This is a genomic window from Microbacterium sp. RURRCA19A (assembly GCF_900156455.1).
In the GTDB taxonomy this organism is placed as follows: domain Bacteria; phylum Actinomycetota; class Actinomycetes; order Actinomycetales; family Microbacteriaceae; genus Microbacterium.
In genome coordinates this window covers 97691-116731 of sequence record NZ_FTNQ01000001.1, presented here as the reverse complement: position 1 = coordinate 116731, position 19041 = coordinate 97691, and the positions used below count along the sequence as shown (strand labels likewise).

The 19041-nt window shown below is 70.1% G+C and carries 19 protein-coding genes and 1 tRNA gene; 13 read left to right on the top strand and 7 right to left on the bottom strand.

Features of this window, described 5'->3' with window-relative positions; genetic code table 11:
• Positions 1–9 precede the first annotated feature (9 nt).
• The gene (locus BW982_RS00520; protein ID WP_076490169.1) at positions 10–1239 is read right to left on the bottom strand and encodes a CDP-glycerol glycerophosphotransferase family protein; all 1230 of its coding nucleotides are present in this window, start codon (positions 1237–1239) and stop codon (positions 10–12) included.
• Between the two features lie 42 nt (positions 1240–1281).
• On the opposite strand from BW982_RS00520, the gene BW982_RS00515 reads away from it, so the two are divergent.
• A complete protein-coding gene (locus BW982_RS00515) occupies positions 1282–2367 on the top strand; it encodes a glycosyltransferase family 2 protein (RefSeq protein ID WP_076490168.1) in 1086 nt (361 codons plus the stop codon).
• 16 nt (positions 2368–2383) lie between these two features.
• Here BW982_RS00515 and BW982_RS00510 read toward each other — a convergent pair whose 3' ends face one another.
• From BW982_RS00510 to BW982_RS00500, 3 genes are read right to left on the bottom strand one after another with little or no spacing between them, the layout of a single operon-like run.
• Complete coding sequence (locus BW982_RS00510; protein ID WP_076490167.1) at positions 2384–3841, bottom strand: CDP-glycerol glycerophosphotransferase family protein; 1458 nt, start codon at positions 3839–3841, stop codon at positions 2384–2386.
• Positions 3838–5097, bottom strand: a complete 1260-nt coding sequence (locus BW982_RS00505) for a CDP-glycerol glycerophosphotransferase family protein (protein WP_076490166.1) — start codon at positions 5095–5097, stop codon at positions 3838–3840. The genes BW982_RS00510 and BW982_RS00505 overlap by 4 nt, the downstream gene beginning before the upstream one ends.
• A 40-nt stretch (positions 5098–5137) precedes the next feature.
• On the bottom strand, positions 5138–6790 hold the full coding sequence (locus BW982_RS00500) for a S1C family serine protease (protein WP_076491701.1): 1653 nt from the start codon (positions 6788–6790) through the stop codon (positions 5138–5140).
• Positions 6791–6989: 199 nt separating this feature from the next.
• On the opposite strand from BW982_RS00500, the gene BW982_RS00495 reads away from it, so the two are divergent.
• Positions 6990–8195, top strand: coding sequence for an aminotransferase class I/II-fold pyridoxal phosphate-dependent enzyme (locus BW982_RS00495; protein ID WP_076490165.1), 1206 nt, complete (start codon positions 6990–6992; stop codon positions 8193–8195).
• Between the two features lie 111 nt (positions 8196–8306).
• Here the strand turns inward: BW982_RS00495 and BW982_RS00490 are convergent, their stop codons facing one another.
• Both BW982_RS00490 and BW982_RS00485 read right to left on the bottom strand, forming a co-directional pair.
• Positions 8307–9113, bottom strand: coding sequence for a carbon-nitrogen hydrolase family protein (locus BW982_RS00490; protein WP_076490164.1), 807 nt, complete (start codon positions 9111–9113; stop codon positions 8307–8309).
• Entirely contained in the window at positions 9110–9658 is a 549-nt protein-coding gene (locus tag BW982_RS00485; protein ID WP_076490163.1) for a DUF6328 family protein, read from the bottom strand. Before BW982_RS00485 ends, BW982_RS00490 begins: the two co-directional genes overlap by 4 nt.
• A gap of 84 nt (positions 9659–9742) precedes the next feature.
• On the opposite strand from BW982_RS00485, the gene BW982_RS00480 reads away from it, so the two are divergent.
• The 7 genes from BW982_RS00480 (at position 9743) to BW982_RS00450 (ending at position 14480) form a co-directional block, all read left to right on the top strand.
• Positions 9743–9816 (top strand) — tRNA-Met (locus BW982_RS00480).
• A gap of 168 nt (positions 9817–9984) precedes the next feature.
• Positions 9985–10347: a hypothetical protein gene (locus BW982_RS00475; protein ID WP_076490162.1), complete on the top strand. Its 363-nt coding sequence runs from the start codon at positions 9985–9987 to the stop codon at positions 10345–10347.
• Positions 10344–11015 carry a hypothetical protein gene (locus tag BW982_RS00470; RefSeq protein WP_076490161.1) on the top strand — a complete coding sequence of 224 codons (672 nt, stop codon included), beginning with the start codon at positions 10344–10346 and terminating at the stop codon, positions 11013–11015. The genes BW982_RS00475 and BW982_RS00470 overlap by 4 nt, the downstream gene beginning before the upstream one ends.
• Before the next feature lie 106 nt (positions 11016–11121).
• Positions 11122–12141 carry a hypothetical protein gene (locus BW982_RS00465; protein ID WP_076490160.1) on the top strand — a complete coding sequence of 340 codons (1020 nt, stop codon included), beginning with the start codon at positions 11122–11124 and terminating at the stop codon, positions 12139–12141.
• Positions 12138–12647: a hypothetical protein gene (locus tag BW982_RS17615; protein WP_139327293.1), complete on the top strand. Its 510-nt coding sequence runs from the start codon at positions 12138–12140 to the stop codon at positions 12645–12647. Before BW982_RS00465 ends, BW982_RS17615 begins: the two co-directional genes overlap by 4 nt.
• Before the next feature lie 120 nt (positions 12648–12767).
• Complete coding sequence (locus tag BW982_RS00460) at positions 12768–13193, top strand: hypothetical protein (protein ID WP_076490159.1); 426 nt, start codon at positions 12768–12770, stop codon at positions 13191–13193.
• 630 nt (positions 13194–13823) lie between these two features.
• Positions 13824–14480: a formylglycine-generating enzyme family protein gene (locus BW982_RS00450; RefSeq protein ID WP_076490157.1), complete on the top strand. Its 657-nt coding sequence runs from the start codon at positions 13824–13826 to the stop codon at positions 14478–14480.
• Here BW982_RS00450 and BW982_RS00445 read toward each other — a convergent pair.
• Positions 14464–14844: a MarR family winged helix-turn-helix transcriptional regulator gene (locus tag BW982_RS00445; protein WP_254845540.1), complete on the bottom strand. Its 381-nt coding sequence runs from the start codon at positions 14842–14844 to the stop codon at positions 14464–14466. The two genes, BW982_RS00450 and BW982_RS00445, sit on opposite strands and share 17 nt — an antisense overlap.
• A gap of 162 nt (positions 14845–15006) precedes the next feature.
• On the opposite strand from BW982_RS00445, the gene idi reads away from it, so the two are divergent.
• The 4 genes from idi to crtI are packed head-to-tail and all read left to right on the top strand — an operon-like array spanning position 15007 to position 19041.
• Positions 15007–15558, top strand: coding sequence for an isopentenyl-diphosphate Delta-isomerase (gene idi / locus BW982_RS00440; RefSeq protein WP_076490156.1), 552 nt, complete (start codon positions 15007–15009; stop codon positions 15556–15558).
• The gene (locus BW982_RS00435; protein WP_076490155.1) at positions 15555–16622 is read left to right on the top strand and encodes a polyprenyl synthetase family protein; all 1068 of its coding nucleotides are present in this window, start codon (positions 15555–15557) and stop codon (positions 16620–16622) included. Before idi ends, BW982_RS00435 begins: the two co-directional genes overlap by 4 nt.
• Entirely contained in the window at positions 16619–17488 is an 870-nt protein-coding gene (locus BW982_RS00430; RefSeq protein WP_076490154.1) for a phytoene/squalene synthase family protein, read from the top strand. The genes BW982_RS00435 and BW982_RS00430 overlap by 4 nt, the downstream gene beginning before the upstream one ends.
• Positions 17485–19041, top strand: a complete 1557-nt coding sequence (gene crtI, locus BW982_RS00425; RefSeq protein ID WP_076490153.1) for a phytoene desaturase family protein — start codon at positions 17485–17487, stop codon at positions 19039–19041. The genes BW982_RS00430 and crtI overlap by 4 nt, the downstream gene beginning before the upstream one ends.

Genomic DNA, 19041 nt, shown 5'->3' with positions numbered 1-19041 from the left:
CCGCGGGGATCAGGCCGGGACGCCCGCGTCCCAGCTCTCCCAGCGGGCCATGAGCGTGCGAACCGCGGCGTGGAAGCGTTCGGTCGACGCACCGGGAGCGGTGTCGCCGAAGTAGTACCGCACCCAGTGGTCTAGGCGCGCGACCGCGTCGGGGTCGCCGAGCACCCGATCGGTCCGCGCGACGATGTCACCGGCGGAATCGGCATCCAGCCACTCGGCATCCGCGAGATACCCGGTGTCGTCGACGAGCGCCTCGGGGTCGACGGGCCGGCTGATCAGCAGGGGCTTGCCTGCGGCCAGCCGGTCGTACACCATCGCCGAGATGTCGACCACGGCGAGGTCGGCGGCCGCGAGCTGCCAGCCGAGGTCGGGCCCGGTGTCGTGGACGTGCTGCGCGGCCGGGTCCGCGGCATTGGCGGCGGCGAGGGCCGCGACGATGCGTGCGTTCGCGTCGCCGTAGGCCGGATCGACGACCCCGGACCGGGGATGGGGGCGGTAGATCACCCGATGACGTCCCGTGGCGAGGAGTGCGCCGACGAGCGCTTCGCCGTGCGTGACGATCGAGCCGTAGTGGGCCGCAGGTCGGTCGCCCTCCCACGTGGGGGCGTACAGCACGACCCGGCGGTCGTCGGGTGTGTACGGGAGGTCGCCCGAGTAGTGATCGGCCTGCGGGCGGCCGATGGAGAAGGTCCGCCGGTCGAGGTCGTAGTCCCAGAGGGTGCGGGACAAGCGCGCCCGGGCGGCGTCACCGGCGACGAACGCGTAGTCGTAGGCGGTGAACTGGTTCGTCGTCATGTACATCTTGTCGGACTCGCCGTGGTTGATGAACACGTGCCAGCGGCGCCCGTACCGGAACATCTGGAAGTTACGGGTGTTCTGGTTGACGTAGAAGACGATCCGGATGTCCTGCTCGTCGAGAACCTGCTCGACATCCCGCACCGTCGGGGCGTAGGCGACCGGGAGGGCGTCGTCGCGGAGGAGCGCGTCCGCGCCGCGGATCGCACGGGCGATCACGACGACCGGCCACTCGCGCGCGAGCTCCTGCAGCGGCGCGTACCACTGGCGGATCTGGTACATGTTCACGGGACCGTCGGCGAAGTACACCGCGATGCGGAAGCGGTTCCGGGGCAGGGGCCCGCGTTCGGCGAGCGCGCGGCGCAGGTCGGTGCGGGCACGGCGGGTGGCCAGGGCCTTGCGGAGGAGCCCGACGGCGAGACGGGCGTCGCGGGCGAGGGGCATCGTTCCAGGGTACCGGCCAGGTCGGCGTGAAACGATGGAGTGATGCACCTCGCGACCCCCGGCCGCCGAGACGCGCCCGTTCCCCCCGACGACGCCGGCGTGAGCTTCGTCATGCCCGTCCTCAACGAGGAGCGGTACCTGCGCCGCGCGGTGGCATCGACGTTGTCCCAGGACGTGCCGGGCCCGGTCGAGCTCGTGCTGGCGCTCGGGCCGTCGACGGACGCCAGTGGCGAGATCGCCCGGGACATCGCCGCCGAGGACCCCCGGGTCGTGCTGGTGGACAATCCCGCCGCCGACATCCCGGTCGGACTGAATCTCGCGATCCGCGCGAGCCGCTTTCCGACGATCGTGCGCGTGGACGCGCACTCCGAGCTCCGGCCCGGGTACGCACGACGCGCCCTCGCAACGCTCCGGCGGACCCGCGCGGCGAACGTCGGCGGGGTGATGCGGGCGGACGGGCGCTCGCCGTTCCAGCGGGCTGTCGCGCGTGCCTACAACTCGCCCGTCGGGCTCGGCGGCGGCGCCTACCACGGGGGCACCGAGGAGGGGCCGGCCGAGTCGGCGTATCTCGGAGTGTTCCGGCGCCGCGTGCTGGAGGAGGTGGGCGGGTTCGACGAGTCCCTGCGTCGCGGTGAGGACTGGGAGCTCAATCTGAGGATCCGTCGCGCCGGCTACCGAGTGTGGTTCGATCCGGCCCTGTCGGTGGTCTACTGGCCGCGGGAGAGCTGGACGCGGCTCGTGCGGCAGTTCCGCGCGACGGGAGCCTGGCGCGGCGAGCTGGTCCGGCGGTACGGTCGCCGCAACTCGCTGCGGTTCTTCGCTCCTCCGGTGCTCGTCGTCTCGGCCGCGCTGTCGCTCGCGGTCGCGGTGCTGCAGGTCCTCGGCGTCGTCCGCGCCCCGGCGACACATGTGGTGCACGCGCCCGTCGCCGCGTACGCGACGCTCGTCGCGGTGGTCGCGCTGGGGCGCGGCGGAGGTCAGGGCTGGCGCGACCGGATCTGGACGGCGGCCGTCCTGCCGTCGATGCACCTCCCCTGGGGAACCGGGTTCCTGTGGGGCGTCGTGCGCGGGGCGCGCGACACCGTCGACACCTCTCGGCTCGACGGCCGCAACACCCCGCTGCCCTGAGCACGCGGCATCCATCTCATCCCCGGTCGACGAAACCCTGGTCGAGCAGCCGCGCGACGACCCGCTCGCCGGCCCGACCGTCCTCACGGGCGACGAACACCCGCTGGAACCGTTCGTAGCGTTCGCGGAAGATCGTCGGGTCGACCTCGGCGATGGCACGTTCGAGCTCGTGCTGCGAACGGACGACCGGTCCCGGGGCCGCATCCAGAAGGTCGAAGTAGAACCCCCGCACCTCGCCGCGGTAGTGCTCGAGATCGGGGACGAGGAAGTACATCGGCCTGCCGGTGATGGCAAAGTCGAACATGACGGACGAATAGTCGGTGATGAGGGCGTCGGATGCCGCGAGGAGGCGGGCCGTGTCCGGGTACCCCGTGACGTCGATCACGCGGGGTCCGCGCGCGTCCTCGCCGGGGTGCAGCGTGCGGGTGTGTCCTCGGACGAGGACGACGGCGTCCGTCGCGCGGGCCAGGGCCGCCGGATCGAGGTAGTCGACCATGGCCACCCGATCGTCGCGCCAGGTCGGCGCGTAGAGCAGGACGCGCTCCTCCGCCCCGATCCCCAGGGCGCGGCGCGTGACGACCCCGTCGTCGTCCTGCAGCACGTCGTTGCGCGGGTACCCGTCGACCCAGACGGGGCGCCGCTCGAACGCGTACGCGCGGGAGAGCACGCGCGCGGCATAGGGGCTCTGCGCCAGCAGCACGTCCCAGCGCCGGCTCTCGCGGAGGACGGCCAGGACTCGACGCGGGTCGAAGCCGGGACGGTGCAGAGCGAGCCGTTTGAGCGGTGTGCCGTGCCAGGTCTGCAGCACCCGCTGGCCGGCCTTTCGGACGAACTTGCGTCGGAGCCAGTCGTTGACGACGAGAAGCCGCGCCGCCGCCCGGGCACGCCACCATTCGGGGCTGCCCTCCACGACGGCGACGGCTCCCTCGGGCACCTGCACCGACAGGTCGACGACACTCCAGTAGCGCATGACCCCGGGGGCGGCGCGCGCGAGCTCGCGGTCGATGGCGAGCGGGTTGCAGCCCGCCGTGCGTCCGTAGAAGCTCTCGAAGAACACCGCGTTCTCCAGCGGGTGCCGCGACGTCGCGTACCGCCGTTCGAGCGCAGCCTGGCCTTCGCCGGAGTCGTACGCGGGGTCGACGGGGGGTCCGACCCGCAGCCGCCGGCCATCCCACTCCGCCCGGAGGCCGGGAAGCTGCGTCAGCGGCAGGGAGGCCGCGGGGGGTGCCGCATCCGTCGCCTCGCCCGGGTCGATGTGCAGGCGGTAGTCGCCCGTGGGCAACGGCAGCTCGGGCCCGCCCCACCGCGCGGCACGCAGCGGGATCTCCGCGCGCCAGGTGCGCCCGCGCCCGTGCAGGCGCCCCGTGACCCGGGCACGCGCACCCTCCAGCGTCACGCCCGCCGGCCGCGGACCCGTCCCCGTGAGTTCGAGCAGGGCGCGCCCGTCCTGCTGGGCGAATCGCACATCGGTCATGCGGTGGTCCTCCTCGGGCGCGCCGCGGGGCGACGGCGGGTCAGCCGGGCGCGGATCGCACGATGGACGCGCTCGGCGTTGCGTCCGTCGTGGTGGGCGTGGACGACGGCACTCAATCGACGCGAGGCGTCGCGGGCGTCGGCCGGGTCGTCCAGGATGCCGTCGACCCGCGCGAGCGCGCTTTCCCAGGTTCGCGCCGGGTCGTCGCCGGCGACGTCGCGGTAGCGGCCGTAGAGTCCCCGACGGGCCGTGTACGCCTCCAAGTCGGGGGCGAAGAACACCACCGGGAGCGGCACGAGTCCGGCGTCGAACGCGAGCGACGAGTAATCCGTGACCAGCACGTCGAACGCCGGCAGCAGTGGGGTGACGTCGGCGACGAGGTCGCTGCCCAGCATCCGCACGCGGCTGCCGGAGAGCCGGTACTCCCCCTCCCCGAGCGGGTGGGGCCGCACGATCAATACGGCATCGTGACGTTCGAGCACCGCGTCGATGCGGTCCTGGTCCGACGGCGTGGGGATCGCCGGGTCGCGATCGCCGTCGCGCCAGGTCGGGGCGTAGAGCACGAAGCGCCGATCGCCGGGATCGACTCCCAGCGCGACGGCCAGCGCCGCGCGCGCGTCGCGGCGGCGCTGGTCGGCGGTGCCGCGCGAGAGCACGTCGACCCGAGGCTCGCCGGTCACGGGCACCCGCGCGTCCTCGAGGCCGAACGCGGTCTCGAGCCGCCCGCGGACGAGATGGGACGCGGCGGGGAGCAGCGAGATCTGGCGCATCGTCCGCCGGTACAGCAGCGCGAGGAGGTTCCTGACGGCGCGGGACCGCGGCAGCAGCCCGCTGCGGGTCGTCTCGGGGGAATCCAAGCCGATGCGCTTGAGCGGGATCCCGTGCCACAGCTGCACGATGAACGCCCCCGCCACCGCGTAGCGGTTGACGTCGCCGAACCCGTGGGTCACCACGATCACTCGCGCTCGGGCGGTCGCCCAGAGGCCGCGCAGCGAGTCGCGCCGGAGGGAGGGGATGCCGAGCCGCTCGGCCTCCCGGCCCTGCTCCTCGTCGGCGACGAGCCAGGTCGCCTGCTCGCCCGCCGCATGTGCGACCCGCCAGAGCGCGAGAGCGCCGTCGGCCACGCCGACGGCACAGCCGAACACCCAGCGCTGCCGCGAGCGCGGGACCACCGCCGTCAGCAGCCGTCCCGCGAGATAGAGCGGGATACGCCGGAGTTTTCGCGCATTTCCCGCACCGAACGAGAAAGACGCCACCCCGCGAGCCTATCGCGGGGTGGCGCCTGGAGCGGGAGGCTCAACTGGTGGGCATCGAGCCCAGGGTCACCTCGGCGGTCGACTGCTTGCCGTTGCGGAGGTAGGTCACCTTGGCCTGCGACCCCGCGGCGAGCGCGCGCACCTGGGCGGTGAGGTCGACGGAGCTCGTGACCGGGATGCCGTTGAACTCCGTGATGACATCGCCCTTCTGCAGACCACCGGCCTGAGCGGCGCCGCCCGCGGTGACGTCCGCGACGTAGGCACCGGTCGTCGTCGAGCCCTGGACCGACGCGGCATCCTGCACGCTCGCGCCGAGCAGACCGTGCGAGGCCGAGCCGTTCTCGATGATCTCCTGGGAGACGCGCTGGGCGATGTCGGACGGGATCGAGAAGCCGACGCCGATGTTGCCCGACTGTCCGCTCGACGACGACCCGCCGGCGCTCGCGATGGCGACGTTGATGCCGATGAGCTTGCCCTCGTCGTCGACCAGCGCGCCGCCGGAGTTGCCGGGGTTGATCGCGGCGTCGGTCTGGATGACCGCGATCTTGATCGTCTGGGTCGTCTGGGACCCCTGCTGACCCTGACCGAAGTCGAAGAAGAACGGGCTCTCGCCGCCCTGCTGGCCGCCCTGGCTGCCCTGTCCGCCCTGACTCGAGTCGGATCCGTCGCTCGGCGCCGCCGACGAGGCGACCTCGATCGACCGGTTCAGAGCACTGACGATGCCGGTGGTCACCGTGTTCGGCAGGCCGAGCGGGGCACCGATCGCGATGGTCGCGTCACCGACGTTGAGCTTCGAGGAGTCGCCCCATTCGACCGGGGTCAGACCGGAGGCGTTCTCCAGTTTGATCACCGCGAGGTCGTAGGTGGGGTCGGTGCCGACGAGCTTGGCCTTGTAGACGCGGCCGTCTGCACTGGTGACGGAGAGCGTGGCATCCCCCGTCTGGCCGTCGAGGGTCACGACGTGCGTGTTGGTGAGCACGTACCCGTCCGCGCTCAGGATGACACCGGAACCGGTGCCGCCCGACGAGCCGGCGCTCGCGCTGATGGTGACGACGCTGGGGACGACCTTGGCCGCGACGGCGGAAGTGGCGTTGACCTTACCCGGGTCGTTGACCGTGATGGCGGTGGGACCCGAAGCGGTGGCACCGTCGGACCCGCCCCACAGGGCGAGGCCCGCGTAGGTGCCGCCGAGACCGGCGCCTCCACCGACGAGTGCGGCGGCGATCAGGAGCGCGGCGATCTTGCTGCCGGACCCCTTCTTGCGCGGCTTGGTCGCCCCGGTCTCGGGGAGGGTCAGCGTCGGGTGGGTGCCGTACGCCCCCGTCGCCGCCGGCCCGAAGGCCTGGCCGGTGGGGGTGGTCGCGCCGCTCGGCGCGGAAGCGTACCCGTGTGCGGGGGGTGCGGGGTGCTGCGGGGTGCCATAGTGCGGCGTCGCGCCACCGGGCTGCGATGCGCCCGACGCCTGCGCGGGCTGACCGGCGGCGGGGCCCTGCGCGGGCGGCGGCCACGCGGCGGCGGCGTCGGCCGGAGAACGGGTCGGTACCGGCGGCGCCGCCGGGGTGGTCTCCTCACCGGGCGCGACGGGAGTCGCGGCGGCGGGGGTGGTCTCGTGCGACGCGGGGACCGCGCCCTGCGCGGCGGCGTCGCTGGTGGGGCGGTTGTCCTCGGGACGATCGTCCGTGGTGTCGCTCATGTGATGCTCCTTCTTCCAGGCGAGATCAACCATGACCCCGGAGCCTGTGCGGTTCCTATGACACGGATGAGTCGGGTCTATCAGAGTCGCAGGAACGGAATGCGAGGTCATGCGGGGTCCTCCACGCTGCCCGCTCGGCTACGGTGAGAGGGTTTCGGCGCGGTGTTCGCCGCCCCCTCTCCCTGAAGGCTTCCGCATCATGCACGACCTCCCCGGCGCCTGGCGCCGCACCGCACTCGGCGCGGGCCTCATCGCCCCCGACGGCACTTCGGTCCCCACGATCTTCGCCGAGATGACGTCGCTGGCCGCCTCGACCGGCGCCCTCAACCTCGGCCAGGGCTTCCCCGACGAGGACGGTCCGGAAGCGGTGCTCGAGGCCGCGCGCCGCGCGATCGCGGACGGCGTCAACCAGTACGCTCCCGGGCGCGGGTTCCCCGACCTGTTGGCGGCGATCGCGGAGCACCAGCGGCGCTTCTACGGGACCGAACTGGACCCTGCCCGGCAGGTGCTCGTGACCGTCGGGGCGACGGAGGCTCTGTCCTCCACGCTCCTGGCGCTCATCGACGGGCCCGACGACGAGATCGTCGTCTTCGAGCCCTACTACGACTCCTACGCCGCGTGCGTGGCTCTAGCCGGAGCACGGCTCGTGCCCGTTCCGCTGCGCTGGCCCGACTTCCAACCCGACCTGGAGATGCTGGCATCCGCGGTGTCGGACCGCACGCGCGTGATCCTCGTGAACGACCCGCACAACCCGACCGGCACGGTCTTCTCGCCCGAGGTGCTCGAAGAGGTGGTCCGTCTCGCCCACCGGCACGACGCGATCATCGTGACCGACGAGGTCTACGAGCACCTCGTGTTCGATGGTCCGCACGTGCCCCTCTCCACCCTGCCGGGCGCGGCGGAGCGCACGCTGTCGATCTCCTCCGCCGGCAAGACCTTCTCGCTCACGGGATGGAAGACCGGGTGGGTGACCGGTCCCGCCGAGCTCGTCTCCGCGGTACTCGCCGTCAAGCAGTTCCTGACCTACGTCGGAGGGTCGCCGTTCCAGCCGGCGATCGCGGCGGGGCTGCGCCTCCCCGATGCCTTCTTCGCCTCGGTGGCGGGCGAGATGAAGGCCAAGGCCGACCTCCTGGGCACGGGGTTGCGTGCCGCCGGCTTCGACGTCAGCACTCCGGGGGGTTCTTACTTCACGGTCGTGGATGCCGCTCCCCTCGGCGCCACCGACGCCGACGCGTTCTGCCGTGAGCTGCCGGAGCGGGCGGGGGTCGTCGGCATCCCGCTCACGGCTTTCGCATCTCCGGGCCGCCGCGCCGACTACGCGACGCTGGTGCGCTTCGCCGCCTGCAAGCGCGTCGAGGTGTTGACCGACGCCGTGCAGCGGCTCTCGGCGCTGTCGCGGGGCTGACCGGCCTCCGGACCGTGCGGCGGACTTCGACGGCGACACGCAGGCCCCACGCGCCGGACGCCGGCGTGTCGGAGGGATACTCCGCGGGACGGTACGGCGAAGCCGCGCGCGTCAACGCGGGGTGACGCGGAACCGCCGGAGCTCGAGCGCCGGGTTCACACGACGCACCCGGGCGATCGCACCGGGATCGATGTGTGCGACGGCGACATCGGTCGCCGTGCCGATCGACGCGAGGGCGACACCCTGCGGATCGATCACGGCCGAGTGGCCTACTCCGAGGGGCGGTGGGTGGTCCGCTCCGGCGACGAAGAAGGTGTTCTCGATCGCCCGTGCGGTGAGCAGCGTCGTCCAGTGGTGTTCCTTGAGAGGGCCGCGCACCCACTCCGCGGGGACGAGCGCGACGTCCACGCCCGCGTCGGCGAGGGTGCGCGAGACCTCGGGGAATCTCAGGTCGTAGCAGGTCATGAGACCGAACCGCAGGCCGTCGACCTCGAACGTCTCGGGCGGTGCGATGTCTCCGGGCGCCACCCAGTCCGACTCCCGCTGGCCGAACGCGTCGTACAGGTGCAGTTTGCGATACACGGCCTGGATGCCGGCTCCCCCGACGGCCACGACGGCGTTGCGCACCCGACGGCCGTCGTCGGCCCGCTCCACAAGCCCCGCGACGAGCACGACGCCGAGTTCGGCAGCGAGGACCTGGAGTGCGCTCGTGAACGGTCCGCCGAGATCCTCGGCGTTCTCGGAGAGCGAGACGTCGAACGGGTCGACGAAGTAGCTGGAGTACTCGGGGAAGACGATCACCCGGGCCCCCCGGGCGGCAGCCGTGCGGGCGAGGTCGCCGATGGCATCCAGATTGGTCTGCTTGGACGCGGCCGGGGCGAACTGCGCCACCGCCACTCCCACGCTGTCGTGCGTCATCCGCGTCCCTTCTCGTCGACGGAGCGGTTCTGACCGCCGGCCCGGATCTCACCGCCCGCCCGGCGGAGGAGCGCCGGACCCACGACCCACAGTACGAGGATCACGACGGCGAGCACGACAACAGCGACCACGGCGGCCTCGGGACCGATCACCACGTCGAAGACGAACGCGACCACACCGGTCAACAGCGTCGCGACCGCGATGAGCGCGGCGATGAGGGCGCGGTGCCCGAACCGCACGACGATCGGCTTCACACCACGGTGGAAGACCGCACGGTGCAGGGCGACCGGTGCGAGGGCGAGGATCGCGGTCAGAGCCGAGAGGCCCACGAGCACGAGGTAGCCCGTGCGCTGCGGTCCGTCGAGTTCGACGAACGCCGGTTGGAAGGCCAGCGCGAGAAGGAATCCGGTGAGGATCTGCGTGCCCGTCTGCAGCACGCGCAGCTCCTGCAGGATGTCCGCCCAGTTGCGGTCGGCACGCTGCGACGCGCTCTCCGGGCGACCGTCGAGCACGTCGTCGCGCGGGTCATCGGTGGGGGTCAGCATCCCCGCATCATGGCGCGTCGGAGGGGCCGAGATCAACGCCGATTGGACAGGCCTCGAATCCCCTGCTAGGTTTATCTCTTGTGCCGCGGGGTGGAGCAGCTCGGTAGCTCGCTGGGCTCATAACCCAGAGGTCGCAGGTTCAAATCCTGTCCCCGCAACAAATGAAGGCCCCGAATCTACGGATTCGGGGCCTTCGCCTTTCTCCGGGCGCGGCCCCTCCGCACCGACGAGAGCGGCTCCTGCAGACGTCTCTCAGCGGGCCCGTTCATCCACCGATCGGAGCAAGCCCCTGCATTCCGGATGAGCGTCTGCTTAGCATGGAGCCCATGGGCGGGCAGTATTCGATCGATGTGGCGGGCTTCCTCTCGACCACCGACACGGTGGCGACGGCGCTCGAATCGCTGGAGCAATCGGTGACCGGGGCGCTCTCCGACCTCGACCGGATCGTGGGCATCGTCGCGGCCAACCCCGGCCTCACCTCTGCGTTGAACGGCGCAACAGACGAACGGCGACGGACCGGCCCGCGAGCGGTCCAGCACGGCGGCGCCGTCGTAACCGCGGCCGGTCGAGTCGCCCTCGCGTACGTGCAGGCCGACGACGACATGGCATCCACGACGTCCGGTGCCGAAGCGTCGGTCGCACTCCCCCACACGCCGGGCGTCGGCCGACGAGAGGCGCTGGTGCAATGACGCTCGTGGCCCTCGCCGACGTGCCCACGGTGGACATCGACCCGTCGGAGCTCTCCTCCGCAGCGGAGTCGCTGCGCACGCACGCCGATGCCACCACGGACTCCGCCGAGCGGATCTCGACGACCTGGAATACCCTCCCCACCAGCTACGAGGCACCCGAGGCGGGAGAGTTGCTTGCAAGGATGTCGGTCGTTCCGCGAGCTGCGGACGACTTCGCCGACATCGCGAGGCGCATCGCCGCAATCATGGCCCAGCTCGCCGACCAGCTCGCGCTGGCCCGCGCGCAGGAATCGACACTGCGGGCCGAGGTCGTGAGTTTTCGCGACGCCGTCCGCGGATTCCGGGCATCGTCGGGCGACATGGGTCTCGGGAGCAGCGCCGACACGTGGGGGCCCGGTCAGTTCCTCCGCAACCAGGAACTGATCAGCGAGTGCCTGTCGCTGCGCACCCTCCGAGACACCGTCATCGAGGAGGCGCGTGGCGACCTGGCACCCATCGGGCAACCGGACGTCGTCCTGCCCGTCATCGGAGTCGTCGGCGCGTCGCCGTCCGCCCCCGCGTGGGCGGCCGAGTACGACGCGGTGGCAGACGGTATCGGCTTCGCCATCCTCGAAAGGCTCAGCGGCGGGAACCGCCGACGACGCCCGCGCTCTGCTTGCGGCCCATGAGGATTGGCACCGGCTGCTCGCGACGAATCCCCCGGATGCCGCGGCGGTCAACTCCTGGTGGACACAGCTCGCCGCATCGAATCCCGGGGCTCTCGACGCTCTGATAGTGGGCGCCTCCGTGATCGTGGGGTCGCTCGGAGGTGTCCCTCCGGCGAGCCGCGTGGCGGCGAACGCCGTCAACGCCCAGAACCGGATCCCGGCGATCGAAGCCGCGATCCAGCGGATGCGGGACGCCGGCCGGGGCGGTGAGGTCGCCTCCCTTCGCGCTGAGCGGCTCGCGGCGATCGACCGCCTCGAGAAGCAGTTGGACTACCTGCACCTGGCCGTCAGCGGTGACGTGCAGCTGTACCTCTACGAACCGGATTCGCAGAGCATCATCGAGATGATCGGGACTCTCGATGGAAACACGACGGACGTGATCACGTACGTGCCTGGCACGTACACGAGCGTGCACAGTTTCTACGGCGACGAAGTCCAGGCCGTGGGACGTTGGCTCGAGCGCAAGGACCCGCACCTCGTCACCTTCGCGTGGAAAGAGGGCACGTTTCCCGGCGAGAATGCGCAGACGGGCGCGATGAACCTCATCCGGATCGGCGAGGCCAACGACGAGGTAGCTGCCCTCGACAAAGGTCGAGCGATCAACGCCTTCCAGGAGGATCTGTACGCGTCGTCTACCTATGCAGCGGTGGCAGACCACGCCGGAATGGGGCACTCATGGGGGCTCGCCGGGATCGCCGCCTCCGAAGTATCCGGTGCGGATTACGCGGAAGTACATTCACTCGCAGGTGCCGGCATGCCCTCGGGCTGGGCACCGAGCGTAGACACCAGGTACTTTCACTGGAGTTACGCTGATGCACTCAGCATGGCGCAATCGACGGGACTCGTCTGGGACGGGAGGATCCCCGAAATAGACTCGGCGTTCACTACACGGGTGTACGGGAAATCCGGCGACTTCTCCTTGTATCTCCCCGGCCTACTAGGCGCCGAAGCCGCCATCTTTCTCCCGGGGCACTCAGATACCATTCCGGCCACAATCGATCCGATCGGCAATCACAATCTCATTGCCAGCGATCAGGTTGATAACCAGCGGGCCCTGAACGACATCTTGCGAGAGGTACAGAGGTGATCAGAGTAATCGCCGCATTGATGACGACTGCAGCCCTAGCATTGGCGATGGCCGGGTGCGCAATGACCGGAGGTGCACAGGTGAAGGAGAACATGACGGTTCAGGAGGCCAAGGCTCGAACACAACGAATGGAACTCGATCTCGCGGGCCAAGTCCCTGCGGAACAAGTCTCGTCCATCAACCAGGATTCCGAGGGAGTGCTCTTCCCTTGCGGTGGCGACCGCGCATACCAGTGGACCGGACAGACCAAGGTGGTGCTGGTGCCTGGCGCGGCGTACGACGGCCGAGCCGTGACATCATCCATCGAATCGAATTACAAAGAGAACGGCGATTGGTCTGCCGCCTTAGACGAGACGTCTGATGGCGAGCCTCGGGTGCATGTCGTCGGCCAGAACAATGAGGGATATCTTGTAGCACTGTCCGTGGATAAGACTTTTGTGCAGATATTGTCATTCTCTCCCTGCTTCATCCTCCCCGAGGGAATGTCTCCGAGCGCTGAATACTGACTCTCCGAAATGATCCCGCGTAACCCGACGGGACACCCAGAAGCAGAGCCGCGGGTAGTAGCCTCTCTCGCTGTACTTCTGCTTTTGACCGGATGCAGCCCCATGACAGGAGGCCACACCATGCATGAGGAAGTCACCATAAACGAGGCGAAGACGATAGCGCAGGGCATGGAGAAGACTCTCGCGGGTCTTGTTCCGGCTGAGCAGGTGGCCTCGATCGACCAGAACCCCACGGGTGCCCTCATGTCGTGCAGCAAGGTAGGCGAATACCTCTGGTCAGGCCAGACGAAGGTGAAGCTGAATCCGGGAGTCACGTACGACGGGGAAGCAGTCACCCAGAAGATTGCATCTGAGTACAACGGTCGCGATTCGTACACGACCGAGACAGACCTCACCCCCGACGGTCAACCGAGTGCCCATGTGCTCGGCGGCAACGGCGAGGGGTACCTCGTGGCACTCTCCGTGGACGAGACCTTCGTCCAGATCTTGTCTTTCTCACCGTGCTTCGTTCTGACCGAGGATGTCTCGCCGAGCCGGCCGTACTGAGCGCGCGTCTCATGAGCCTCCCGAGTAAATCTGTCCACGTCGTGGTTCTGGGCATCTGCCTCCTGGCGACTGTCAGCGGATGCACCTCGGCCGGCGGGCACACCGAGGTGGACCCATCGCTCACCTTGGATGGTGCCAAGTCGACGGCTCAGAGAATGGAGACCGAGCTCGCCGCCTACGTACCCGGTGACGTCGTCGCCTCCAATGGACCGGTGCGACGATAGTCCGCCTCGCCCCCGCGAAACGGGTGGACGCCAAAGAAATCACGTCCGACATCGTCGCCGCGTACGACGGCGAAGATTCGTTTGCGGCCACGGTCGAACAGACCTCTGACGGAGAGCCGAGGGCTCACATCGTCGGGCCGAACGGAGCGGGGTACCTGGTGTCAGAGGATCCCGACCGCGCCGGCGTCCGCATCGCGTCCTTCTCCCCTTGCTTCGTCCTGCCCGACGGGATGTCGCCGAGCGCCGACTCCTGACCGGCCTCCCCCTTTCGATTCCGGCGCCCTCCCGTCAACCCGGCTGTCTGAGCGGGTCGAGACCGATTGACTGGGTCCATGCCCCGTCACTCACGCGACCACTCCCTCCGCTCCGTGGACGACCGACGCGGCGGCGAGACGGGCGAGCGGCGATGAGCGATGTCGAGATGACCCGCGTCCCGACGGGGAGCGTGCTGCGCGGCGACCAGCGCGGCGAGGACCGACGCGTGATCACGGTCGAGGCCTTCGACATCGGCGTGTACCCGGTGACGGAGGAGCAGATGGCGGAGATCCTCGGGATCACGGCGCAGAACCCGCGCCGCCCCGCCGTGCAGGTCAGCTGGCTGCGCGCCGTGCGGTTCTGCAATGCGCTGAGCGAGTGGGAGGGCCGCGATCCCGTCTACGCGTACGACGGCGAGGTCGTCGAATGGGACACCGAGGCCGACGGCTTCCGACTGCCGACCGAGGATGAATGGGAGTACGCCTGCCGCGCCGGATCCACGGGATCGACGTACGGACCGATCGCGGAGATCGCCTGGACGGCGGGCGACGGATTGCGCGGACCGGTCGAGGTCGGCGGGCGCCTGCCGAACCTGCACGGACTGTTCGACATCCTCGGCAACGTGTCGGAGTGGTGCTGGGATCTGTTCTCACCCGAGACGAGCGACGCGCGCGTGTTCCGCGGCGGCGGGTGGAGCGACGCCCGTGCCGTCGTGCGGGCCTCCGCTCGTCGGGGAGCGAATCCGCGCGCGGTGTTCGACGACGTCGGACTGCGCGTCGCGCGCGGAGCCCTCAATCGGAGCCGCTGACGGCCTCGCTCAACCCGTCGACGAACTCGGCGATCATCGTCAACTGCTCGTCGGAGTACGTGTCGGCCACGGCCATCATCGCCGCCAGGTGCGCGCCGAAGTGCCGGAAGAACTCCGCACGCGACTTCGGCGTGAGCACCACGACGCGCGCCCGGCCGTCGGACGGGTGGGGGCGCCGCTCCAGGTGCCCGGACGCCGCGAGTCGGTCGAGGAGCTTAGTGGTGGACGCCGTCGAGATCCGGAGGTGGGATGCCACGTCGTGCGGGCTGACCATCTCGCCGCGCTGCTCACGGATGATCAGCATCCGCAATGTCGCGAGGTCACTGGCGTTCATGTCCATGTCGCCCTTCATCCCGCTGTTCATGCGGTCGAGGGCGTCGCTGAGCGCGCGGACCGACTCCATCGCACGGACCACACCGGGCCTGCTAGCACGAAAGGCGTCGACGGCGGACACGGTGGACACCTCCGTTTCGCTCTGGGTATAGTCGGCTGACATCGCTAGCTAAACTAGCAAACAGGAGGCACGATGAGCGAGACCGAGTATGTCGTCCTTCTGGACGACTGGGGCAACGAGATCGGAACCGCGCCGAAGGCCAGTGTGCACGGCACCGATACGGCCCTTCACCTCGCGTTCTCCTGTCATGTCGTCAACGCCGCGGGTCAGGTGCTCGTGACGCGTCGCGCGCTCGACAAGAAGACCTGGCCGGGTGTCTGGACGAATTCGTTCTGCGGCCACCCCGCCCCCGCCGAGCCCGTCCTGCAGGCGGTCCACCGTCGTGCCGCGTTCGAGATCGGGCTCACGATCTCCGATGTCGAGCTCGCTCTCCCGCTCTTCCGCTACCGCGCCGTCGACGCCAGCGGCATCGTCGAGCACGAGATCTGCCCGGTGTACGTCGCGCGCACCGACGAGGAACCCCGCCTGAACCCGTCCGAGGTCGCCGAGTCGCGGTGGGTCGACCCCGCCGATCTCGCCGCCGCTCTCGAGGCCACACCCTGGGCCTTCAGCCCCTGGCTCGTGCTCCAGGCGCAGCAGCTGCACCTGTTCTCCCCACCACCGGCCATCCGGGCAGCCTCATGATCGCACTGTCGACGACACCGACGGCCCGCGCCGCCATCAACGACGCGGTCGACACCGTTCTCATCCGCCTCGCCCGCCGTCTGCGCGACCACGGCGACGGTGCCCGCGCCCTGGCATCCGCAATCGCCCGATCGGCTCAGGGGGGCAAGAGGTTCCGTCCGTTGCTCGTCGTCGCCGCGTTCGACACGCTGCGGGGCGACGAGGCCGACCGCGCAGCGGTGTATCAGGTGGCTGCGGCCTTCGAGCTCCTGCACACCGCCTTCGTCATCCACGACGACGTCATCGACCACGATGTCGAGCGTCGTGGCGTCGCGAATGTGGGCGGCGAGTTCCGCGCCCGCGGGACCGAGCGCGGCGCGGATGCCGCCGGCGCAGCCCTCCTCGGAGACGCGGCGGGCATTCTGGCCGGAGATCTTCTGCTCCACGAGGCCGGACGTCTGGTGGCGCTGGCGGACCTGCCGACCGGTGTGCGCGGGGAACTCCTCCGCCTCCTCGAGGACGCGGTCCTGGTGTCGGCGGCCGGAGAGCTCGCCGACGTCGAGAACGCCGTATCCGCTCGTGACGTGGATGCCGAGACCATCCTCCGCACGACGCACGACAAGACCGCCGTGTACTCGTTCTCCGCTCCCCTCGAGGCCGGGGCGGTGCTCGCGGGAGCCGATGCCCCGCTGCGGGCCGCGTTGGCGCGCTTCGGTCAGCGTCTCGGTCTGGCGTACCAGCTCGTCGACGATCTCATCGGCGCCTTCGGTTCTTCCGAGGTCTCCGGCAAAGACGAGGGCTGCGATCTTCGCGAGGCAAAGAAGACGCACCTCATCGTCCTGGCCCGTGAGACCGAGTCGTGGCCCGCGGTGAGCGACGCCCTCGCACAGGCGCACACGGGTCCGGTCGCGATCCGGGCCGCCCAGCGCGCGCTCAGCGAGTCCGGAGCGCGGGGCAGGTTGGAAGATCTGGTGCGCGAGACGCTCGACGAAGCGCGCGCGATCGTCACGGCATCCACCCTCCCGGAAGAATGCCGCACGATGCTGCACGACCTCGTCGACGCCGTCGAGGGACGCGTCCCGTGAGCGCGACCGCGACCGGACTGGAGCTCTACTCGCGGACGGCCGACGACGCCGCCGCGGCGGTGATCAACAGGTACTCGACCTCGTTCGCCCTGGCCTGTCGACTGCTCGGTCCCCGGCCGAGGCCGCACGTGCGGAACATCTACGCGCTCGTCCGCGTCGCCGACGAGATCGTGGACGGACCCGCGCACGACGCCGGCCTCTCCCCCGCGCAGGAGCGGGCCACGCTCGATGCGTTGGAGAGCGAGGTGCGGGATGCCATCGCCTCCGGCTTCAGCGCGAACCTCGTCGTCCATGCCTTCGCGCGGACCGCGCGCGAGTGCGGCATCGGCGACGATCTCATCGCCCCGTTCTTCGCCTCGATGCGCACCGACCTCGACACCGCAGCCCACGACGACGCGTCGCACGACGCCTACGTCTACGGCTCGGCGGAGGTCGTGGGGCTGATGTGCCTCCAGGTGTTCCTCAACGCCGGGATGTCGGCACCGGCACGCCCCGCCGCCGATCTCGTCGACGGAGCCCGGCGACTGGGAGCGGCGTTCCAGGACGTGAACTTCCTGCGCGATCTCGACGACGACGCCGAGCGGCTCGGCCGGGACTATCTCGACGGAGCGGCCGGTGACGAGCGTCGCGCCGAGGTCCTCGATCGCATCGACGCCGACCTCGCCGCGGCCGCAACGACCGTCCCGTTCCTCCCCCCGGACTGCCGTCGAGCGGTCACCGCCGCACACGATCTCTTCGCGGAACTCTCGCGGCGCCTGCGCGCCGCACCCGCGGGCGCACCGCGCGTCCGTGTCCCCGACGGCGTCAAGGCGACCCTCGCCGTCCGCGCCTTCCTCGGACGCCCACCGAAAGGGGCCCACGTATGACCTCGCAGCGCATCGTCGTCGTCGGAGGAGGAATCGCCGGCCTCGGCACCGCGGCACTCCTGGCCGATCGGGGACACGACGTGCACCTGTTCGAGGGCCGTGACCAGCTCGGCGGTCGCGCCGGTTCGTGGGAGAGCGACGGGTTCCGGTTCGACACGGGCCCGAGCTGGTACCTCATGCCCGAGGTGTTCGACCATTTCTTCCGTCTGCTCGGCACGAGCGCTGCGGAACAGCTCGATCTCGTGCGACTCGACCCGGCGTACCGCGTGTACGGTCCCCCCGGTAAGGGCGATCCGATCGACGTGGTATCCGGCCGCGAGGCCGTTCGGGCACTCTTCGAGCAGCACGAGCCGGGCTCGGGCGACAAGGTCGAGGCGTACCTGGACTCCGCGAAGGACGCCTACGAGCTGTCCACGTCCAAGTTCCTGTACGACACGTACTCGTCGACCCAGGGACTCCGCGACCCCGCTCTCGTGAAGCGGCTCCCCACGCTCATCCCCCTCCTCACGCAGACCCTGTGGAAGCGGGTCACGCGTGACTTCTCGAACCCGCGGCTGCAGCAGATCCTGGCCTACCCCTCGGTCTTCCTGGGCGGGTCGCCGTTCGAGGTTCCGAGCCTGTACCACCTGATGAGCCACCTCGATCTGGGCGACGGCGTTCTGTACCCGAAGGGCGGCTTCACCGAGATCATCGCGGCGATCGAGCGCCTCGCCCGCGAGCGCGGCGTGCAGATCGAGACCGGCGTCCCCGTCGAGGCGATCATCACCGACGACGGCATCGCCCGCGGTGTGCGCCTGGCCGACGGTCGGATCGTGCCGGCGGATGCCGTGGTCTCGGGCGCAGACCTCCACCACACCGAGACGCAGCTCCTCGAAGACGGCGATCGGCAGTACCCCGAGAAGTGGTGGAAGGACCGCGTGCCGAGCCCCGGCGCGCTGCTGCTGCTCCTCGGCGTCGAGGGCGAACTTCCCCAGCTCACCCATCACACGCTGCTCTTCACGGACGACTGGCACACCAACTTCGACGCGATCTTCGGCGAGAACAAGCGCATCCCCGACCCCGCGTCGATCTACGTCTGCCGCCCGAGCGCCTCGGACGACACGGTCGCGCCCCAGGGGTACGAGAACCTGTTCGTCCTGGTCCCGGTCCCCGCCGACCCGGTGAGCGGCCGCGGGGGCGTCGACGGTGCCGGTGACCCGCGGATCGAGGCCGCCGCGGATCGTGTCATCGCGCAGATCGGCGAGTGGGCCGGCATCCCGGACTTCGCCGAACGCATCGTCGTGCGCAAGACCATCGCGCCCGAGGACTTCGCGACCGACCTGCACGCCTGGCACGGGAACTCGCTCGGCCTCGCGCACACGCTCGGCCAGAGCGCGATCTTCCGGCCGAAGAACCGCTCGCGGAAGGTGTCGAACCTCTACTACGCCGGAACCTCGGTGCTGCCGGGCATCGGGCTTCCTATGTGCCTGATCTCGGCTGAGCTCGTGGTGAAGCGTATGGCGGATGACCGCACCGCGGGTCCTCTGAACGAGCCGGCGCGCGCGGCGGTCTGA